Source organism: Pseudomonas extremorientalis (assembly GCF_001870465.1).
Lineage (GTDB): Bacteria > Pseudomonadota > Gammaproteobacteria > Pseudomonadales > Pseudomonadaceae > Aquipseudomonas > Aquipseudomonas extremorientalis.
Genome location: NZ_MDGK01000017.1, coordinates 206,755 through 225,080, shown reverse-complemented (window position 1 = coordinate 225,080; position 18,326 = coordinate 206,755). Strand labels below are relative to the sequence as shown.

Here is an 18,326-nt window from a genome sequence, read left to right as displayed (position 1 = left end):
AAGGTTGCCAAGCAGGTTTTGTTCGACCGTGTTACCAGGCCACGCCGAAGCCCGCGGTGTAGCGGGTCTTGCTCAGGCTGCTGTCGGAGTCGCCGCTGATCACGTCGCGCTCGGCCTTGAGGTTGAGGGAGGCCCACTCGGTGACTTTGTAGCGCAGGCCCATTTCCGCATCCAGCGAGTACTCAGCAGGACCGTCGATAGGCTTGCCCACCTCACCATTGGTGAAGAATTCGACGGTCTTGCCCACCAGGTAGCGGTTGTAGTTCCACTTCATGGCCAGGGAATAGAAGTTGTCCTTGCCGCCGTCGGCGTATTCATAGTCGGTGCGGTTGACCAGCGAGCCCAGGGAGAACGCCCCCAGCTCATCGTCCCAGAACTGGTAGCCAGGGCCGGTACCGACGGTGCGCTGGCGCGAGAGGTCTTCAACCTTGTCACGTTTGTAGGTCAAGCGCCCCTGCCAGAACCAGTGTTCGGTCAGGAAGCGGTCGAGATCGTATTCCAAGGCCCAGTTGTCGGTGGTGGTGACATCGTCCTGGAATTCGCGGTTGTACTCGCCCTGTCCGGTATGGCGCCATTGACCATGGCGTGCGGTGGTCTTGAAATCGATGTCGTAGTCGTTGGTGTCTTTGTCGGCGCGTTTATAGTCCAGCGCCATGTCCACATTGCCCTTCCACACCAGGTCTTCGATCACAGGCTTGGGCTTGATGATCTGCTGGATGCTTGCCAAGTCCACCGTCTTGGGCGCTTCACCGTTGGCCAGCACCACCTTGCCATCCTCCGCTGCTTTCAGGGATTTGGCCTTCTCGCCGGTGTAGGCGTCCTGCTTGACCAGCAACTCCTGGTCGCTCTCCAGGGTTTTCACCTGCTTCCAGTCCACGGGGATGGCACCGGCGTAGTCAGTCTGGATCAGCAATTTGCCGCCATCGAAGACTTTGATCTTGCCAGTCAGGCGGTCACCGTTCTTCAACCAGACGGTGTCGGCCAGCAAGGGCGTGGAAGCACTGAAAACAGCAAGGCACAGCAGGGTTCTGGACAACATAAGCGGGTATGGGGCTCAAGGTTGGCGAAAAGGAGGCATTATCGTGTTAGATAGCTAGGACTGACTCAAGTATCGAGGTCGAGTTCAATGCTCATCGCGATGTTTACAGACGTTTCTTACAAATATGCCGACGATTTAAACGGATAGCCGCTCAATGAATCAACCTGCCGAGTCGCCGCAAAGCCCCGCCGAGATGCGTCGTACCGCTCTTTACCTGACCCTGGCGCAAGTGCCCGAAGGCTGCGTGGTGAGTTACGGCGAGCTGGCTCACCTGGCGGGCCTTGGCCGTGCCGCACGCTGGGTGGGCCGTACGTTGAGCCAACTGCCCGAGGACACCCGGCTGCCCTGGCACCGCGTACTGGGTGCCGGTGGTCGGATAAGCCTGCCGGTGGGCAGTGCCTCGGGTGACGAACAACGGGCGCGTTTGCGCGATGAAGGCGTCATGGTCCGCAACAATCGCGTGGATATTCAGCGCCATGGCTGGCGCCCGGTAGAGCACAGCGGTTAGAGTGCGCGCTTTGTTTCCGCAAATCTGAGGCAGACTCCAGCCCATGCCCCGTAAAACCTGGCGCGCCGCGCTCGCTGCCTATGCCAGCCCTTCGACGTTAGTCCTGTTGTTGCTCGGCTTTGCCGCCGGCCTGCCTTACATGTTGGTGTTCTCGACGCTTTCAGTGTGGTTGCGCGAGGCCGGTGTGGCACGCGAGACCATCGGCTATGCGAGCCTGATCGGTTTGGCGTATGCCTTTAAATGGGTCTGGTCGCCGCTGCTCGACCAATGGCGCCTGCCGCTGCTCGGTAAACTCGGACGCCGCCGTTCCTGGCTGGTGCTGGCCCAGTCGCTGGTGATCCTCGGATTGATCGGCATGGGCTTCTGCGACCCGCAGAAACACTTGTCCTGGCTGATCGCTATCGCCGTCATAGTGGCTTTCGCCTCCGCCACCCAGGACATCGCGGTCGACGCCTACCGTCTGGAAATCGCCGACGACAGCCGCCAGGCTGCGCTGGCCGCCAGCTACATGTCCGGTTATCGCATCGCCGCGCTGCTGGCCACGGCAGGCGCACTGTTTTTTGCCGAAGGGTTCGGCTCCACCGGTTTCAACTACAAGCACTCGGCCTGGACCGGCACCTACGTACTGTTCGGCGTGCTGATGATTCCGGCACTGCTGACCACGCTGTTCATGCGCGAACCTGATGTGCCACTGCGCACCCAGTTGCAGGCCGGGCGCTACAGCTTCGTACACCAACTGGCATCGGTGTTCGTGCTGATCGTGCTGCTGGTATCGGTACCGGCAATGTTTACCCAGTTGTTCAACACCGACTTCGGCAGCGTGATATTCCACGGCGTGAGCCTGTGGGATCTGCTGATGGAAGACCGCGCCTTCCTGCGCGCCATCCTCTATATAACCCTCACGTCGCTGTGCCTGTCGGCCATGGGTCGCCGGGGTCTGGCGCCGGTGCTGACACCGGTCAATGACTTCATCCTGCGTTACCGCTGGCAGGCGTTGCTGTTGTTGGGACTGATCGCCACCTATCGCATGTCCGACACCGTGATGGGCGTGATGGCCAACGTGTTCTACATCGACCAGGGCTTCACCAAGGACCAGATCGCCGGCGTCAGCAAGATCTTCGGCCTGATCATGACCCTGCTGGGTGCAGGCATGGGCGGCCTGCTGATTGTGCGCTTCGGTATCCTGCCGATCCTGTTCATCGGCGGTGTGGCGTCGGCCGGCACCAACCTGCTGTTCGTGATGCTCGCCGACATGGGCCCGGACCTGCAGATGCTGATCTTCACCATTTCCCTGGATAACTTCAGCTCAGGGCTGGCGACCTCGGCGTTTGTGGCGTACCTGTCGAGCCTGACCAACCTCAAGTTCTCCGCCACCCAATATGCCCTGCTCAGCTCGATCATGCTGTTGCTGCCACGCCTGATCGGCGGGTATTCGGGGGTGATGGTGGAGAAGTTCGGGTATCACAATTTCTTCCTGATCACCTGCCTGCTGGGCGTGCCGACGCTGTTCCTGATCGCGTTGCACTGGTTCCAGGAAAATCGGCGGGCGCGGTTGAGTCCGCCGACCGAAGACTGACAATGTGGGAGGGGCTTGCCCCCGATAGCAGGTTGTCAGGCGCTTATGTGTTACTGATCCACCGCTATCGGGGGCAAGCCCCCTCCCACATACCCCTCTGCGTTCTGATGCCTGTACTCCAGCAGCCGGCGCCCGTACAATCCCAAGTCATTTCAAGTCCAAGCAACCGACAACGGCCTACCATGCGTACCAGTCAATATTTGCTCGCCACACAGAAAGAAACGCCTTCAGACGCGGTCGTGATCAGCCATCAGCTGATGCTGCGCGCCGGCATGATCCGCAAACTGGCCTCCGGCCTGTACACCTGGCTGCCCATGGGCTTGAAGGTGATGCGCAAGGTCGAAGCCATCGTTCGTGAAGAAATGAACGCCGCCGGCTCTCTGGAAGTGTTGATGCCGAGCACCCAACCGGCTGAACTGTGGCAGGAATCCGGGCGCTGGGAAGAGTACGGCCCGGAGTTGCTGCGCTTCAAGGATCGCCATGGCCGGGATTTCTGCGCCGGCCCGACCCACGAAGAAGTGATCACCGACCTGATGCGCAACGAGCTGAGCAGCTACAAGCAACTGCCGCTGAACCTGTATCAGATCCAGACCAAGTTCCGTGACGAAATCCGCCCACGCTTCGGCTTGATGCGCGGTCGCGAATTCATCATGAAGGACGCCTATTCGTTCCACGCTGACCAGGCGTCCTTGCAGGTCACCTACGACCGCATGCACCAGGCCTACTGCAACGTGTTCACGCGCCTGGGCCTGAAGTTCCGCCCAGTTGAAGCCGACAATGGCTCCATCGGCGGCGCCGGCTCCCACGAATTCCACGTGCTGGCCGAGTCCGGCGAAGACGACATCGTGTTCAGCAACGGCTCCGACTACGCGGCGAACATCGAGAAAGCCGAAGCCGTGCCACGGGAAACATCCCGCCCGGCGCCGGCCGAAGAACTGCGCCTGGTGGACACGCCGGATACCAAGACCATCGCGGCCCTGGTGGAGAAATTCAATCTGCCGATTGAAAAGACCATCAAGACCCTGATCGTGCGCGCCGAGGAGGAAGGCAAGCTGATCGCCCTGGTAATCCGTGGCGACCACGAGCTCAACGAAATCAAGGCCGCCAACCAACCTGGCGTGGCCAGCCCGCTGGTCATGGCCACCGACGCCGAACTGCGCGACGCCATTGGCGCCGGTGCCGGTTCGCTCGGCCCACTGAACCTGCCGCTGCCGATCATCATCGACCGTTCGGTCGAGCTGATGAGCGACTTCGGGATCGGCGCAAACATCGACGACAAGCACTACTTCGGCGTGAACTGGGAACGTGACCTGCCGGTGCCGACCGTGGCCGACCTGCGTAACGTCGTGGCCGGCGACCCTAGCCCGGACGGCAAGGGCACCCTGGAAATCAAGCGCGGCATCGAAGTCGGGCACATCTTCCAGCTGGGCAACAAGTACAGCAAGGCAATGAAGTGCGAAGTGCTGGGCGAGAACGGCAAGCCGATCACCCTGGAGATGGGCTGCTACGGCATTGGCGTATCCCGCGTGGTTGCCGCTGCCATCGAGCAGAACAACGATGACAAAGGCATCATCTGGAGTGACGCCCTGGCGCCGTTCCAGGTCGCCCTGGTGCCGCTGCGTTATGAAACCGAGCAAGTGCGCGAAGCCACCGACAAGCTCTATGCCGAATTGACGGCTGCTGGTTTTGAAGTGCTGCTGGATGACCGGGACAAGAAAACCAGCCCGGGCATCAAGTTCGCCGACATGGAACTGATTGGCATCCCGCACCGGATCGTGGTCAGTGACCGCGGCCTGGCCGATGGCAATCTGGAATACAAGAGCCGGACCGAAGCCGAAGCCCAACCGTTGCCGGTGGCTGACGTGCTGTCTTTCCTCCAGGCGCGTATTCGTCGCTGAAAACCAGATCAAGAGAAGTCATGTTCAAGCGAAACACCAGAGCCCTGGGGGGCGCCGCCTTGTGCGGCGCCCTGCTGGTCAGCGGCTGCGCCAACCAGATGTCGCAACGCAGTGAGCACGAGGAGCGGGTCGAGCGTAAGTTGCTCGACCACAGCCTGCAGATCGATGTCGGCGAGCCCAAAGTGCTGGAGCTGCCGCAACGCCGGGTTCGCATTCACGAGCAGAAGACCTTCGAGGTCACCGAGTACGAAGTCACCCGTCGTTACGACCGCTATACCCCTTACCAGCCCTGGCGCAAGCTCTACGAGATGCCCTTGGGTGCAGTCGCCCTGGTGGCGGGCGCGGGCGCCAACGTGGCGAATATCTTCGCCCTCGGCCACCTGCCGACCAGCATGACCCATGACTGGCTGATCTATGGCGTGGACGGCCTCAACCCGTTCATGAACGTGCAATCCCACGGCCGTGCGCAACAGAACCTGGCGGGTATCGATGAAGTCCAGCGCGACAAGCGCGTGGAGTATTCGAGCCTGCCCTGGAGCGAACGCCCGGTGCAGGTCACCGCCGGCAAGCAGACCCATGAGTTGACCACCGACCGCAACGGCGTCCTGCGCCTGAACCTGTTGGACAGCCCATTTGCCGAGCAGGACCTGAACCGCGTCACGACCTTGAAGATCAGTGTGGAAGATGGCCAGGACGATGTGCATTCGGACTCGACCCTGGCGATCAGCAGCACCCTGCGCGGCAAGTTGCTGGAAGCCCACGGCCTGATCTACGACGACTTGGAAGACGACGAAGTCAGCCAGTGGGTGCACCGGGTCAAGCGCTTGTCGGAACTGGGCCTGGAAGAAGAAGCCAGCGAACTGGAACAGAGCCTGATCGAACTGACCCGCAATGATCCCGAGTTGCAGCAAGAGTTTCTGCAGGCGCTGACCAAGGATGCGGGGCGGCTAGTCGCAGATCCTGGAGCACGCTGAGCCCCTCAAATTGTTGGCGGTCAAATGTGGGAGGGGGCTTGCCCCCGATTGCAGCGGGTCAGCTATAGATAGGCTGGCTGATCCACTGCTATCGGGGGCAAGCCCCCCTCCCACAATTTGCTCCCCATTTTTACCAGGAGAATTCGAGCTGCTCGTTGCCGTTACTCAGATCCAGCAAGCGCACCCCAATCCCCAGCAACCGCACCGGCTTCCCTCCCCGATTGAACGCCTGCGTCAGCAACTGTTGATAACTCTCCAGGTCCCGCCCTGCCCCCGCCTGCTCCAATGTGGTCTGGGTAAAGTCATGAAACTTCACCTTCACGAACGGCTTGCCGGCCCGGTAACTGCTGTCGATGCGCGCCATGCGCCCGGCCAGGGTTTCCATCAGCTCCGGGAGTTTGGCCAGGCAGCTTGAGAGATCCGGCAGGTCGACATCGTAGGTATTTTCCACACTGATCGATTGCCGACGACTGTCGTTCTGCACCACACGGTCATCGATCCCACGCGCCAGGCTCCACAGCCGCTCGCCAAAACTGCCGAATTCGCGCACCAGCGCCAGCTTGTTCCACTCGCGCAGTTGCAGGCAGTCTTCAATGCCCAGGCGTGCCAGTTTATCGGCCGTGACCTTGCCCACACCGTGCAACTTGCTGACCCGCAACTGCGAGACAAAATCTTCGACCTGGTCCGGGGTAATCACAAACAGGCCGTTGGGCTTCTTCCAGTCGCTGGCGATCTTGGCCAGGAACTTGTTCGGCGCCACGCCTGCGGACACGGTGATATGCAGTTGGTTGGAGACACGGCGACGAATGTCCTGGGCGATGCGCGTGGCGCTTCCGCCAAAGTGCGGGCTGTCGGACACATCCAGGTAAGCCTCATCCAGCGACAGCGGCTCGATCAGGTCGGTGTAGTCGCGAAAGATCGTCTGGATTTCCTTGGATGCTTCCTTATAGGCATCCATGCGCGGCTTGACGATGGTCAGGTCCGGGCACAGCTTCAAGGCATGTCGCGACGACATGGCCGAGCGCACGCCATAGGCGCGTGCCTCGTAGTTGCAGGTGGCGATCACCCCGCGCCGGTCCGCCGAGCCGCCCACCGCCAGCGGTTTTTGCGCCAGGCTCGGGTCATCGCGCATCTCGATGGCGGCGTAGAAGCAATCACAGTCGACGTGGATGATTTTGCGCTGCGTCATATAAACGGGGTGTTTACCTACGGGTGGCCAGTATCGCACTCACACCTGTATATAGCACCAGTAGTTTGAATCTTCCGCTTGAGCGGTAGGAAAATTCCAAGATGAATTTATTTTCTCAATCGGATTTGCCCTTACGATAGAGCTGAAAGCCTCGGCCAGACTGGGCCCGAGGGGTATCAAGGGGCCTTTATAGAGAGCTAAGCGATTGAACCACAAGCGCTTTTCTTTAATTCACAGGTTGACACACCGGCGTTCCTCTGTAGAATGCCGACACACAGACGCGGGATGGAGCAGTCTGGTAGCTCGTCGGGCTCATAACCCGAAGGTCGTCGGTTCAAATCCGGCTCCCGCAACCAAACATCAAGAAAGGCTACTCGAAAGAGTGGCCTTTTTTGTGCGTGCCTGTTTTGTCATGTACGAAAATTGTAAGACAAAAAAATCTTTGCCATCGCGCACTTACGGTGCATGACCAACATTCAGAGTCCAATTCACACTTATTTGACCCATCGGCCCGATAACGGTTGACACCTCGGCGTTGGACTGTAGAATGCCGCCCACAGACGCGGGATGGAGCAGTCTGGTAGCTCGTCGGGCTCATAACCCGAAGGTCGTCGGTTCAAATCCGGCTCCCGCAACCAAACATCAAGAAAGGCTACTCGAAAGAGTGGCCTTTTTTGTATCCGGTGAAAAAGTTCTTCTGAAACAATGGCATGGCATCTTTCATGAAACCGCGCGCGGTTTGTAGAGTCCATCTCATTGCAAGCTATGCTCAATGCTCAAGCGCTGCCCTCTACGACCAATGGCCGCAGTCGCCGCCCCCGGCGATACGCGTTAATATTTGTAATTATTTTGTCCATAGGGATTGGTAACTTGGCTGGATACCTCCATCCTGTCGCGCACAATCCACGAGGTGATTGATGCGCGCCAACTCGTCTGAAACACAAGACACTGTCACAGCAGAACAACCGATCACACCCACCCGCTTGCGTTGGCTGGATCTGGTGAGCAAGTATCGGCAGCCTATCGGGCTGGCCGTCACCTTATTGCTGTTTGCCATCGCCCTGATCGCCTGCCGCCACCTGCTGCTGGAGCTGGACCTCTACGCGCTCCACGACTCGATCCTGGAAGTGCCCAAGCCAGCCCTGCTCGGTGCGTTTGCCGCAGCCGTTGCCGGTTTTGTCATTCTATTAGGCTATGAGTTCTCCGGCGCCCGCTATGCCGGCGTGAACCTGCCCGCCAAGACCCTGGCCCTCGGTGGTTTCACCGCCTTCGCGATTGGCAATGCCATTGGTCTGTCGATGCTTTCCGGCGGATCGGTGCGCTACCGTTTATATGCACGCCATGGCATCGGTGCATCCGAAGTCGCCCATATGACCGTGTTCGCCAGCCTGGCGCTGGGCACTGCCCTGCCGCCACTGGCTGCATTGGCAACACTGAGTAACCTGCCCGCCGCATCAACCTACCTGCATTTGCCACAAGCGGTGCTGGGCGGTATTGCTGGCGCGGTGCTGCTGTTGTCGGCGGTCTTGTGCATCGGCATTTATCGCCGCCGCCTGCCGGAACAGCCCTACCCGGACAACCTGCTGGTAAAAGCCGGCCGCCGCACCTTGCGCCTGCCGGGCCGTCGCCTGACCTTCCTGCAACTGATCATTACCGCACTGGACGTTGCCGCTGCCGCTACCGTCCTTTATATGCTGCTGCCGGAGGCGCCACCCTTCGGCCCCTTCCTGCTCGTGTACCTGCTGGCGCTGGCCGCCGGTGTACTCAGCCATGTACCGGGTGGTGTGGGTGTATTCGAAGCGATCCTGCTGGCAGCGTTCGCCGACAAACTGGGCGCCGCGCCACTGGCCGCCGCCCTGCTGCTGTACCGCATGATCTACGTGGTGCTGCCTCTGCTGATCGCCTGCGTGTTCCTGCTGGTCAACGAAGCCCAGCGCCTGTTCCAGACCCAGCAAAGCCTGCGGGTCGCCTCGGGGCTGGCAGCGCCGGTACTGGCCGTCCTGGTTTTTTTGTCCGGCGTGGTCCTGCTGTTCTCTGGCGCCACGCCCGAAATCGACTCACGCCTGGAAAACATCGGCTTCCTGATTCCTCACCGCCTGATTGACGCCTCGCACTTTGGCGCCAGCCTGATCGGCGTGTTGTGCCTGTTGTTGGCCCAGGGCCTGCGTCGACGCCTGTCGGCCGCCTGGATGCTGACCATGGTGCTGCTGCTGGTGGGCGCCCTGCTCTCGCTGCTCAAAGGCTTCGACTGGGAAGAAGCCAGCCTGATGACCATGACCGCGATCCTGCTGGCGATCTTCCGACGCTCGTTCTATCGCGCCAGCCGCCTCACCGAGCTGCCCTTCTCGCCGCTGTACCTGGTGGCCAGTGTCTGCGTACTCGGGGCGTCGATCTGGCTGCTGCTGTTTGCTTACCAGGATGTCCCGTACAGCCATCAGCTGTGGTGGCAGTTCACCCTGGACGCCAACGCCCCACGTGGCCTGCGCTCGCTGCTGGGCGCCGCCGTGTTGCTGGTGATCGTGTCCCTGACCTGGCTGCTGCGTACTGCGCGCCCGGTGATCCATCTGCCGACACCCGATGAACTTGAGCGCGCCAGCAAGATCCTGATGGCCTCTTCCCAGCCTGACGGCGGCCTGGCGCTCACCGGCGACAAGGCGCTGCTGTTCCACCCCAATGATGAAGCTTTCCTCATGTACGCCCGTCGCGGCCGCAGCCTGGTAGCCTTGTACGACCCGATTGGCCCCACCCAGCCACGGGCCGAGATGATCTGGCAGTTCCGTGACCTGTGCGACATCCACCACGCCCGCCCGGTGTTCTACCAGGTGCGTGCGGAGAACCTGCCGTACTACATGGACATCGGCCTCACCGCGATCAAACTGGGCGAAGAAGCCCGTGTCGACCTCAAACGCTTTGACCTGGAAGCCAAGGGCAAAGAGATGAAGGACCTGCGCTACACCTGGAACCGTGGCTCGCGGGATGGCCTGTCCCTGGAGATCTGCGAACCGGGCACGGCGCCGATGGACGAACTCAAGGTGATCTCCGATGCCTGGCTGACCGGCAAGAACGTACGGGAAAAAGGCTTTTCCCTGGGACGCTTCAGCGACGACTACCTCAAGCACTTTCGCATCGCGATCATTCGCTTCGAAGGGCGCCCGGTGGCCTTCGCCAACCTGCTTGAGACCTACAACCATGACTTGGCCAGTCTCGACCTGATGCGCGCCCATCCGGACGCGCCCAAGCTGACCATGGAATTCATGATGGTCGGCCTGATTCAACATTATAAGAGTCACGGCTATGCCCGCTTCAGCCTCGGCATGGTGCCGTTGTCGGGCCTGCAACCACGACGCGGCGCCCCGTTGACCCAACGCCTGGGCTCGATGGTGTTCCGCCGTGGCGAGCAACTGTATAACTTCCAAGGTTTGCGCCGCTTCAAAGACAAGTTCCAGCCTGACTGGGAACCCCGTTACATGGCCGTGCCCGCAGGACTTGATCCGCTGGTGGCACTGGCCGATACCGCCGCCCTGATCGCGGGCGGCTTGACTGGATTGGTGAAACGCTGATGATTCGACGCTCCTGGCGGTATGTATTGGCCTTTGTAGTGCTGCTCGCCCTGGTCCTGGGTGGCGGCTATTGGTACTGGAACCGCCCTGCCCCTCAGCCGGTGCTGGAGCAACTGCCCCAGGCCGACGGTTCGGTCATGACCCGGGTGACCCCCAACGGCACGCCGAAAGCCCGCGTGGCCGTGGCCGTAATGGCCGATGAAACCCTGACCGACAGCCAGTTGATTGCCCTGAGCCAAGGCGGCAAGGCGCAGATTGTCCAGGTGGTCCTGCCCAAGGATGACTGCAAGCTGCAGGAACAAGCGCTGCAAGGCGCCCTGGCCCAGCTCAAGGGCCCGGCGACACTGGTCAGCGGCATCGGCCCTGGCGCTGCCCTCGCCTGGCGCTGGCTGGCCACCCAGAACGACGACAAGGCCAACGCCATCTCCGTCGGCTTCGCCCTGGTGCAGGAAGGCTGCAAGGACCCACTGCCGAAGACAGCCGCCCACGGCAACTGGCTGGTGGCGTGGAACGACAACCCTGACGATGAAAGCGCCAGTTTCGTACGCGACACACCGCGCGCCACCACCAGCATCAGCGACTACGACATTCATTACCCGCAAGTGCTGAACAACGAGCTGCGCAAGCAACTGGTGGGCTCGGACAATGGCGGCCTGGCAATACCGGTGGTTGAAGTACCGGCCGGCCAGGCCAAGGACACTGTCACCCTGTTCCTGTCCGGCGACGGCGGCTGGCGCGACCTCGACCGTGACGTGGCCGGTGAAATGGCCAAGATCGGTTATCCGGTGGTGGGCATCGACACCCTGCGCTATTACTGGCAGCACAAGACCCCGGAACAAAGCGCCAAGGACCTCACCGAGCTGATGCAGCACTACCGTCAGAAGTGGGGCACCAAGCGCTTCGTACTGACCGGCTATTCGTTCGGTGCCGATGTACTGCCGGCCATCTACAACCGCCTGCCGGAGAACGAGCAGCAGCGTGTGGACGCAATCATCCTGCTGGCATTCGCACGGACTGGCAGCTTCGAGATTGAAGTCGAAGGCTGGCTGGGCAACGCGGGCAAAGAAGCGGCCACAGGCCCGGAAATGGCCAAACTGCCGGCTGACAAAGTGGTGTGCATCTACGGCGCCGAAGAAGTCGACGAGAGTGGCTGCACAGACAAGACGGCTGTAGGTGAAGCCATCAAGTTGCCAGGCGGGCATCACTTCGATGAGAACTACCCGGCGCTGGCCAAGCGGTTGGTGGATATCATCGTCAAGCACCAAACCAAAACCGAATAAGCCCGAGCCTTACACAAATCAAAATGTGGGAGGGGGTTTGCCCCCTCCCACATTGGTTTTGTGGTGTTGGTGAGATCTAACGCGGCTCGATGTGCGCGATCATCAACTGCACGGTTTCATTCCCGCGAAACTCGTTCACATCCAGCTTGTAAGCCAATTCCACCCAACGCACCGTCGGGTTCGGCCAGACCTCACGGTCCACGCCAAATGCAATGCCATCCAGCTTCACCGACCCGCACTCGCTCTTGAGCACGACCTTCAGGTGCCGCTCCCCCACTACGCGCTGCTCCACCAACTGAAACACGCCATGGAACAACGGCTCAGGGAAGTGCTGCCCCCACGGCCCGGCATGCCGTAGCGCACGGGCCAGTTCCAGATGAAACTCTTCCACTGCCAGGGTGCCATCAGACAGCAGGCGCCCGGTCAGGTCTTCTTCGCGCAGTTGCCGACGCACTTCGGCATCGAAGGCTTCGGCGAACAACGGGAAGTTTTCCTCGGGCAATGTCAGCCCTGCCGCCATGGCGTGACCGCCGTATTTGCTGATCAGGTTCGGATGCTGGCTGGCGACCACCGCCAGGGCGTCACGGATATGAAAACCCTGCACAGAGCGCCCAGAGCCCTTGAGCAAACCGTCGCCAGCGTCGGCGAAGGCAATGGTTGGGCGGAAATAGCGCTCTTTCATGCGCGACGCCAGAATGCCGATCACACCTTGGTGCCATTCCGGGTCGAACAGGCACAAACCGTAGGGCATCGACTCCACCGGCAAGTCCTTGAGCTGGGCCAGGGCCTCGCGCTGCATGCCTTGCTCGATGGATTTGCGGTCCTGATTCATGCCGTCCAGTTGCGCGGCCATTTCACGGGCCGCGGCCACGTCGGTGGTGAGCAGGCACTCGATGCCCAGGCTCATGTCATCCAAGCGTCCGGCTGCGTTCAAACGCGGCCCGAGGATGAACCCCAGGTCGGTGGAGGTGATACGCGCGGCGTCGCGCTTGGCCACTTCCAGGATCGCCTTGATCCCCGGCCGTGCACGACCGGCGCGGATACGTTCCAGCCCCTGATGCACCAGGATGCGGTTGTTGGCGTCCAGGGGCACCACGTCGGCGACGCTGCCCAGGGCGACCAGGTCGAGCAGTTCGCCGATATTCGGTTGTGGCTTGTTCTCGTACCAACCCAAGCTGCGCAGGCGCGCACGCAAGGCCATCAACACGTAGAAGATCACCCCCACGCCGGCCAGCGCCTTGCTGGGGAACTCACAGCCGGGCTGGTTCGGGTTGACGATAGCGTCCGCCGCCGGCAACTCGTCGCCGGGCAAGTGGTGGTCGGTCACCAGCACCTGCAGCCCCGCCGCTTTCGCCGCTGCCACGCCTTCGACGCTGGAGATACCGTTGTCCACGGTAATCAGCAACTGCGGCTCGCGCTGCAGGGCCACCGCGACGATTTCCGGGGTCAGGCCATAGCCGTATTCGAAACGGTTGGGCACCAGGTAATCGACATGGGCCGCACCGAGCAAGCGCAGGCCCAAGGTGCCCACGGTGCTGGCGGTGGCGCCGTCGGCGTCGAAGTCACCGACAATGAGGATGCGCTGGCGTTGCTCCAACGCCGTCACCAACAGGTCCACCGCCGCGTCGATGCCCTTGAGCTGCTGATAGGGAATCAACCGCGCCAGGCTTTTATCCAGCTCGGCCTCGGATTGCACGCCGCGCGCAGCATAGAGGCGGGTCAACAGCGGTGGCAATTCACCGAGAAACGGCAGGACGGCAGGCAACGGGCGGGGATCGATACGCATGGGGTGACGAAAACTTCTCTTCTGATACGGAAATAAAACAGGTGACCGGCGGCGACTCAATCAACCGCGTTCGCCGACCAACCACTGCAACTGCACTTCGTGCTGGCCGCGGTCGTCGGTGACGAAGATCGTGCCTTCGCTGATCATTACATCCCACTTGATCACGCGGGGCATGTCCTTGGCCAGGGTCTCCAGGACTTCCTGCGGCACAGCGGCGATGTGTACGTTTTTCAGGTTGTTTGCCACCGGCACCACCTTGCCTTCCCACACACGCAGACTGCCATAGGCCAGCAGGCTGGTGCGTTCGGTGCGGCGCGAGCACCAGGTGAGGCGGTCGGCATCGGGCTGGCCGACTTCGATCCAGTGCAACACCCGGTCATCCAGGCTTTTTTCCCACAGGGCTGGTTCGTCTACATCTGACAGGCCACGCCCGAACGACAATTGCTCGTTGTACCAGAGTGCGTAGGCCAGCAGACGCACGGTCATGCGCTCTTCGGTTTCCGACGGGTGGCGGGCGATGGTCTGTTTGACGCTCTCATACACCGAGCGGTCAAGGTCGGTGAGGTTGAGTTCGAATTTGTAGGTGGTGGACGGCTGGGCCATGAACGGGCTTCTAGAGACAGGGAAAGGCGGCCAGTCTAACCGATGAGGAGGCCAATCAACGAATCCTGCGCTGCCCTGGGCTGCTCGCCTATGTTAAAAGGCATCACACCACCGCCCTGCGCAGACAAGGATCCTCATGTCGTTCAATGCCAAACCACTTGCCGGCCTGAAAGTCATCGAACTCGGCACCCTGATCGCCGGCCCGTTCGCCTCACGAATCTGCGCGGAGTTCGGCGCCGAGGTGATCAAGGTTGAATCGCCGGACGGCGGCGACCCGCTGCGCAAATGGCGCAAGCTGTACGAGGGCACGTCGCTGTGGTGGTTCGTGCAGGCGCGCAACAAGCAGTCGTTGACGCTGAACCTCAAGCACCCGGACGGCCTGGCCATTCTCAAGCAACTGTTGGCGGGCGCCGACATCCTGATCGAAAACTTCCGCCCCGGCGTGCTGGAAAAACTCGGCCTGAGTTGGGAGACCCTGCATGCGCTGAATCCCAAGCTGGTGATGGTGCGTCTCTCCGGCTTCGGCCAGACCGGACCGATGAAAGACCAACCCGGGTTTGGTGCAGTCGGCGAGTCCATGGGCGGCCTGCGCTACATCACCGGTTTCGAAGACCGCCCGCCGGTGCGCACCGGCATTTCCATTGGCGATTCGATTGCCGCATTGTGGGCAGTGATCGGCGCGCTGATGGCGCTGCGTCATCGCGAGGTCAACGGTGGCTTGGGCCAGGTGGTGGATGTGGCACTGTACGAAGCCATCTTCGCCATGATGGAAAGCATGATCCCCGAGTTCGACGTGTTCGGCTTTATTCGCGAACGCACCGGCAACATCATGCCCGGCATTACGCCCTCCTCCATCCACACCAGCGCCGACGGCAAGCATGTGCAGATCGGCGCCAACGGTGATGCGATCTTCAAGCGCTTCATGTCGGCCATTGGCCGTGAGGACTTGGCCAACGATCCGGTGCTGGCCAGCAACGACGGGCGTGATAGCCGCCGTGACGAGCTGTATGGGGTGATAGATCGTTGGGTGAATTCGCTGCCGCTGGACCAGGTGGTCGACCTGTTGAACAAAGCCGAGGTGCCTGCCAGCCGGATCTACAGCGCCGAGGACATGTTGGGCGACCCGCAATTCCTCGCCAGGGAGATGTTCCTCAAGGCCCGGCTTCCCGGCGGCAAGGAATTCAAGATGCCGGGCATCGTGCCCAAGCTGTCGGACACGCCGGGCAGTTGCGAATGGGTGGGGCCGCAACTGGGTGAACATAACAGCGTAGTACTCGCTGGCCTGGGCTACGACGCGGCCGCCATTGTGCGCTTGCGCGAGGAAGGCGCGATCTGATGTCCCATTCCGCCAGGCTTTGGCACCAGGTGCCCTGTGCCAGATGACTTGCCTGACAAATCGCAGGCAAAAAGAAACCCCAAAGCGTGGGGAGACACTTTGGGGTTAAACGTGGCCTACAAAGACCAGTACAGCAAGGCACAAACACCGGAGCACAATGTTTGCTCTTGCTGTTACAAAGTCTGACCGGTCGCGCTGTAGGAAGTTTCCACAGTTAAACAATTCTTCATGCGGCGGTGGCGTTGCGAGTCAGGGCTGCGTTGCGCAAGGCCGCGATGACCGAAGGCTCCAGACGTCCTTCGGCAATTTTGATGTCACGCAGCAGGCAATCCACCACATCCACCAGCACGCGCTTGTCCATCAATTGGGCGCGGTCGACGTCACGCTCGACCACGATGGCGCCAGCAGGATTCTTCACGGTTACCAGGCACTCGTCCTGCACACCAGAGGTGGTCAGCGTAACCTGATAAGGGCTCAGTGCTTCTTCGAGCAATAGGCTGATACTTTCCATCTCGATCACCACTCAATAGTTCGGGAACAATCGTTTCAACGGGAGCTGCATCTATCCTAAGTGACTGTTTGTGACGTAGGAAAGTTCGCTTTATCGTCTTTATGGGGCCGTCAGGGGGTGACGGATTCCAGCATGCGCTTGCAACATGACAACCTAAAAACGACGGCACATAACTGCTTACGCAATGGCAAGTCGTTTTGGGGTTTGCCCAAGGGTCAGATCAGAGGTGGTTCCTATACTCGGTGAGCGCTGGTGACGCTGCCAAGCAGATAAAAGCGCATGTCAGAAGGCCCTTACTGCGAAGGATAAAGACGATGCTGGAACACGACAAAGAGCAAGCGGCGCTAGAGAAGATTCACGCCGACATATCACGCATTTATGCGGAGCAACGCAAACTCACTGCCGAGACCCACAAGATAACCCGTGAGAATTTCTGGTATCCATTGGGTGTCGTCATGGCCATGTTTACGGCGTTCAGCACTGTCTTGGCCATCGTGCAGAAACTACTCACGTAGCTGCGTGTACCAAACGGGGCCTGCCAGAAACGAAAAACGCCGCTGACCCAAGGAAGGGAAAGCGGCGTTTTTGTCTGCGCTGTGTGCCTTACAACGGCTTACCCCGGTTGCCATGCTGGCTCACAAACGCCTGCACGGCCTTCAGGTCATTGGCCAACACGGTGCAACGCTCTTCACGCTCGAACAGGTCAGCCAGGTGCGCCGGCAACTCCAGCGCCTTGCCAACACCGGCCTTCTCCACCGCTTCCGGGAATTTGACCGGGTGGGCAGTGCCCAGGATGACCATCGGGATATCCAGGCTGCGACGGCATTCACGGGCGGCCTTCACGCCGATGGCGGTGTGCGGGTCGAGCAGCTCGCCGGACTGGGCATAGACGTCTGCAATGGTTTCGCAGGTCTGCGCGTCGTCCACGGCCAGGGAGTCGAACAGCTTGCGGGTTTCGGTCCAGCGCTCTTCATCCACACTGAAACCGCCGCCGCGCTTGAAGGTGTCCATCAAGCCAGCAATCGCCGCACCGTTGCGACCGTGCATATCGAACAGCAGGCGTTCGAAGTTGGACGAGACCATGATGTCCATGGACGGCGACAGGGTCGCGTGCAGGGTTTCCTTGACGTACTGGTTGCCGCTCATGAAGCGGTGCAGGATGTCGTTGCGGTTGGTAGCGACGATCAACTGGTTGATCGGCAGGCCCATGTTGCGCGCCAGGTAGCCGGCGAAAATGTCGCCGAAGTTGCCGGTCGGCACCGAGAAAGACACTGAACGTGCAGGGCCGCCCAACTGTAGCGAGGCGTGGAAGTAGTAGACGATCTGGGCCATGATCCGCGCCCAGTTGATCGAGTTCACCGCCACCAGGCGCGTGCCTTTCAGGAAGCTCTGGTCGGCGAAGCTGTTCTTGACCATTTCCTGGCAGTCATCGAAGTTGCCTTCGATGGCGATGTTATGGATGTTCTCGCCAAAGATGGTGGTCATCTGGCGCCGCTGCACTTCCGACACGCGCTTGTGCGGGTGCAGGATGAAGATGTCGACATTTTCGCAGTGCTTGCAGCCTTCGATGGCCGCCGAACCGGTATCACCGGAGGTGGCGCCGATGATCACCACGCGCTCGCCGCGCTTCTCCAGCACATAATCCAGCAGACGACCCAGCAGTTGCAGGGCGAAGTCCTTGAACGCCAGGGTCGGGCCGTGGAACAACTCCAGGACCCATTCGTTGCCGTTCAGTTGGCGTAGCGGTGCAATGGCGTTGTGGGAAAACACGCCGTAGGTTTCTTCCAGGATCTTCTTGAAATCGGCGTCCGGAATGCTGCCGGTGACGAACGGGCGCATCACGCGGAACGCCAGTTCGTGGTATGGCAGGCCAGCCCAGGATGCGATTTCCTCTTGGGTGAAACGTGGCAGGTTTTCCGGCACGTACAGGCCGCCGTCCGTGGCAAGGCCTGCCAGCAGGACGTCTTCGAAATTCAGGGCCGGTGCCTGGCCGCGGGTGCTGATATAACGCATGACTGGCTCCTCTAGAGCATTCTTGAGCAAGGGCCGCCGAACCTGCGGGGCCC

14 protein-coding genes and 2 tRNA genes are annotated in these 18,326 nt (G+C 60.8%); 10 read left to right on the top strand and 6 right to left on the bottom strand.

The window, feature by feature from the left end:
• Positions 1-31: 31 nt before the first annotated feature.
• On the bottom strand, positions 32-1,039 hold the full coding sequence (locus BFN10_RS08510) for a DUF481 domain-containing protein (RefSeq protein ID WP_071489298.1): 1,008 nt from the start codon (positions 1,037-1,039) through the stop codon (positions 32-34).
• A 154-nt stretch (positions 1,040-1,193) separates the two neighbouring features.
• Between BFN10_RS08510 and BFN10_RS08505 the strand changes: the two genes are divergently transcribed.
• The 4 genes from BFN10_RS08505 (at position 1,194) to BFN10_RS08490 (ending at position 5,995) form a co-directional block, all read left to right on the top strand.
• On the top strand, positions 1,194-1,547 hold the full coding sequence (locus tag BFN10_RS08505) for an MGMT family protein (protein WP_071489297.1): 354 nt from the start codon (positions 1,194-1,196) through the stop codon (positions 1,545-1,547).
• Positions 1,548-1,590: 43 nt separating this feature from the next.
• Positions 1,591-3,123, top strand: a complete 1,533-nt coding sequence (locus BFN10_RS08500; protein WP_071489296.1) for an AmpG family muropeptide MFS transporter — start codon at positions 1,591-1,593, stop codon at positions 3,121-3,123.
• A gap of 182 nt (positions 3,124-3,305) precedes the next feature.
• Positions 3,306-5,021 (top strand): proline--tRNA ligase, encoded by a 1,716-nt coding sequence (locus BFN10_RS08495; RefSeq protein WP_071489295.1) that lies wholly within the window; start codon positions 3,306-3,308, stop codon positions 5,019-5,021.
• A gap of 20 nt (positions 5,022-5,041) precedes the next feature.
• On the top strand, positions 5,042-5,995 hold the full coding sequence (locus BFN10_RS08490; RefSeq protein WP_071489294.1) for a hypothetical protein: 954 nt from the start codon (positions 5,042-5,044) through the stop codon (positions 5,993-5,995).
• A 130-nt stretch (positions 5,996-6,125) separates the two neighbouring features.
• Here BFN10_RS08490 and dinB read toward each other — a convergent pair whose 3' ends face one another.
• Entirely contained in the window at positions 6,126-7,184 is a 1,059-nt protein-coding gene (gene dinB / locus BFN10_RS08485) for a DNA polymerase IV (protein ID WP_064054577.1), read from the bottom strand.
• A gap of 279 nt (positions 7,185-7,463) precedes the next feature.
• Here dinB and BFN10_RS08480 point away from each other — a divergent pair.
• The 4 genes from BFN10_RS08480 to BFN10_RS08465 all read left to right on the top strand — a co-directional run bounded on the left by BFN10_RS08480 (position 7,464) and on the right by BFN10_RS08465 (position 12,024).
• A tRNA-Met gene (locus BFN10_RS08480) sits at positions 7,464-7,540 on the top strand.
• A 205-nt stretch (positions 7,541-7,745) separates the two neighbouring features.
• A tRNA-Met gene (locus tag BFN10_RS08475) sits at positions 7,746-7,822 on the top strand.
• Positions 7,823-8,101: 279 nt separating this feature from the next.
• Positions 8,102-10,744 carry a bifunctional lysylphosphatidylglycerol flippase/synthetase MprF gene (gene mprF, locus BFN10_RS08470; protein ID WP_071489293.1) on the top strand — a complete coding sequence of 881 codons (2,643 nt, stop codon included), beginning with the start codon at positions 8,102-8,104 and terminating at the stop codon, positions 10,742-10,744.
• On the top strand, positions 10,744-12,024 hold the full coding sequence (locus BFN10_RS08465) for a virulence factor family protein (RefSeq protein ID WP_071489292.1): 1,281 nt from the start codon (positions 10,744-10,746) through the stop codon (positions 12,022-12,024). The genes mprF and BFN10_RS08465 overlap by 1 nt, the downstream gene beginning before the upstream one ends.
• A gap of 76 nt (positions 12,025-12,100) precedes the next feature.
• On the opposite strand, the gene recJ is transcribed toward BFN10_RS08465, so the two are convergent.
• Both recJ and BFN10_RS08455 read right to left on the bottom strand, forming a co-directional pair.
• A complete protein-coding gene (gene recJ, locus BFN10_RS08460; protein WP_071489291.1) occupies positions 12,101-13,810 on the bottom strand; it encodes a single-stranded-DNA-specific exonuclease RecJ in 1,710 nt (569 codons plus the stop codon).
• 60 nt (positions 13,811-13,870) lie between these two features.
• Entirely contained in the window at positions 13,871-14,413 is a 543-nt protein-coding gene (locus BFN10_RS08455; RefSeq protein ID WP_032858231.1) for a YaeQ family protein, read from the bottom strand.
• A 136-nt stretch (positions 14,414-14,549) separates the two neighbouring features.
• On the opposite strand from BFN10_RS08455, the gene BFN10_RS08450 reads away from it, so the two are divergent.
• Entirely contained in the window at positions 14,550-15,749 is a 1,200-nt protein-coding gene (locus BFN10_RS08450) for a CaiB/BaiF CoA transferase family protein (RefSeq protein ID WP_071489290.1), read from the top strand.
• A 226-nt stretch (positions 15,750-15,975) separates the two neighbouring features.
• Here BFN10_RS08450 and BFN10_RS08445 read toward each other — a convergent pair whose 3' ends face one another.
• On the bottom strand, positions 15,976-16,260 hold the full coding sequence (locus BFN10_RS08445) for a DUF3509 domain-containing protein (protein WP_071489289.1): 285 nt from the start codon (positions 16,258-16,260) through the stop codon (positions 15,976-15,978).
• Positions 16,261-16,574: 314 nt separating this feature from the next.
• On the opposite strand from BFN10_RS08445, the gene BFN10_RS08440 reads away from it, so the two are divergent.
• Positions 16,575-16,775, top strand: a complete 201-nt coding sequence (locus tag BFN10_RS08440) for a hypothetical protein (protein ID WP_043205840.1) — start codon at positions 16,575-16,577, stop codon at positions 16,773-16,775.
• A gap of 88 nt (positions 16,776-16,863) precedes the next feature.
• Here the strand turns inward: BFN10_RS08440 and thrC are convergent, their stop codons facing one another.
• Positions 16,864-18,273, bottom strand: a complete 1,410-nt coding sequence (gene thrC / locus BFN10_RS08435; protein WP_071489288.1) for a threonine synthase — start codon at positions 18,271-18,273, stop codon at positions 16,864-16,866.
• Between the last annotated feature and the right edge of the window lie 53 nt (positions 18,274-18,326).

What these genes read in the sequence shown, in the direction of transcription:
- mprF (WP_071489293.1), top strand. Translation starts at nt 8,102, where the DNA reads ATGCGCGCCAACTCGTCTGAAACACAAGACACTGTCACAGCAGAACAA.
- BFN10_RS08490 (WP_071489294.1), top strand. Translation starts at nt 5,042, where the DNA reads ATGTTCAAGCGAAACACCAGAGCCCTGGGGGGCGCCGCCTTGTGCGGC.
- BFN10_RS08505 (WP_071489297.1), top strand. Translation starts at nt 1,194, where the DNA reads ATGAATCAACCTGCCGAGTCGCCGCAAAGCCCCGCCGAGATGCGTCGT.
- BFN10_RS08465 (WP_071489292.1), top strand. Translation starts at nt 10,744, where the DNA reads ATGATTCGACGCTCCTGGCGGTATGTATTGGCCTTTGTAGTGCTGCTC.
- thrC (WP_071489288.1), bottom strand. Translation starts at nt 18,273, where the DNA reads ATGCGTTATATCAGCACCCGCGGCCAGGCACCGGCCCTGAATTTCGAA.
- recJ (WP_071489291.1), bottom strand. Translation starts at nt 13,810, where the DNA reads ATGCGTATCGATCCCCGCCCGTTGCCTGCCGTCCTGCCGTTTCTCGGT.
- dinB (WP_064054577.1), bottom strand. Translation starts at nt 7,184, where the DNA reads ATGACGCAGCGCAAAATCATCCACGTCGACTGTGATTGCTTCTACGCC.
- BFN10_RS08455 (WP_032858231.1), bottom strand. Translation starts at nt 14,413, where the DNA reads ATGGCCCAGCCGTCCACCACCTACAAATTCGAACTCAACCTCACCGAC.
- BFN10_RS08510 (WP_071489298.1), bottom strand. Translation starts at nt 1,039, where the DNA reads ATGTTGTCCAGAACCCTGCTGTGCCTTGCTGTTTTCAGTGCTTCCACG.
- BFN10_RS08495 (WP_071489295.1), top strand. Translation starts at nt 3,306, where the DNA reads ATGCGTACCAGTCAATATTTGCTCGCCACACAGAAAGAAACGCCTTCA.
- BFN10_RS08500 (WP_071489296.1), top strand. Translation starts at nt 1,591, where the DNA reads ATGCCCCGTAAAACCTGGCGCGCCGCGCTCGCTGCCTATGCCAGCCCT.
- BFN10_RS08450 (WP_071489290.1), top strand. Translation starts at nt 14,550, where the DNA reads ATGTCGTTCAATGCCAAACCACTTGCCGGCCTGAAAGTCATCGAACTC.
- BFN10_RS08445 (WP_071489289.1), bottom strand. Translation starts at nt 16,260, where the DNA reads ATGGAAAGTATCAGCCTATTGCTCGAAGAAGCACTGAGCCCTTATCAG.
- BFN10_RS08440 (WP_043205840.1), top strand. Translation starts at nt 16,575, where the DNA reads ATGCTGGAACACGACAAAGAGCAAGCGGCGCTAGAGAAGATTCACGCC.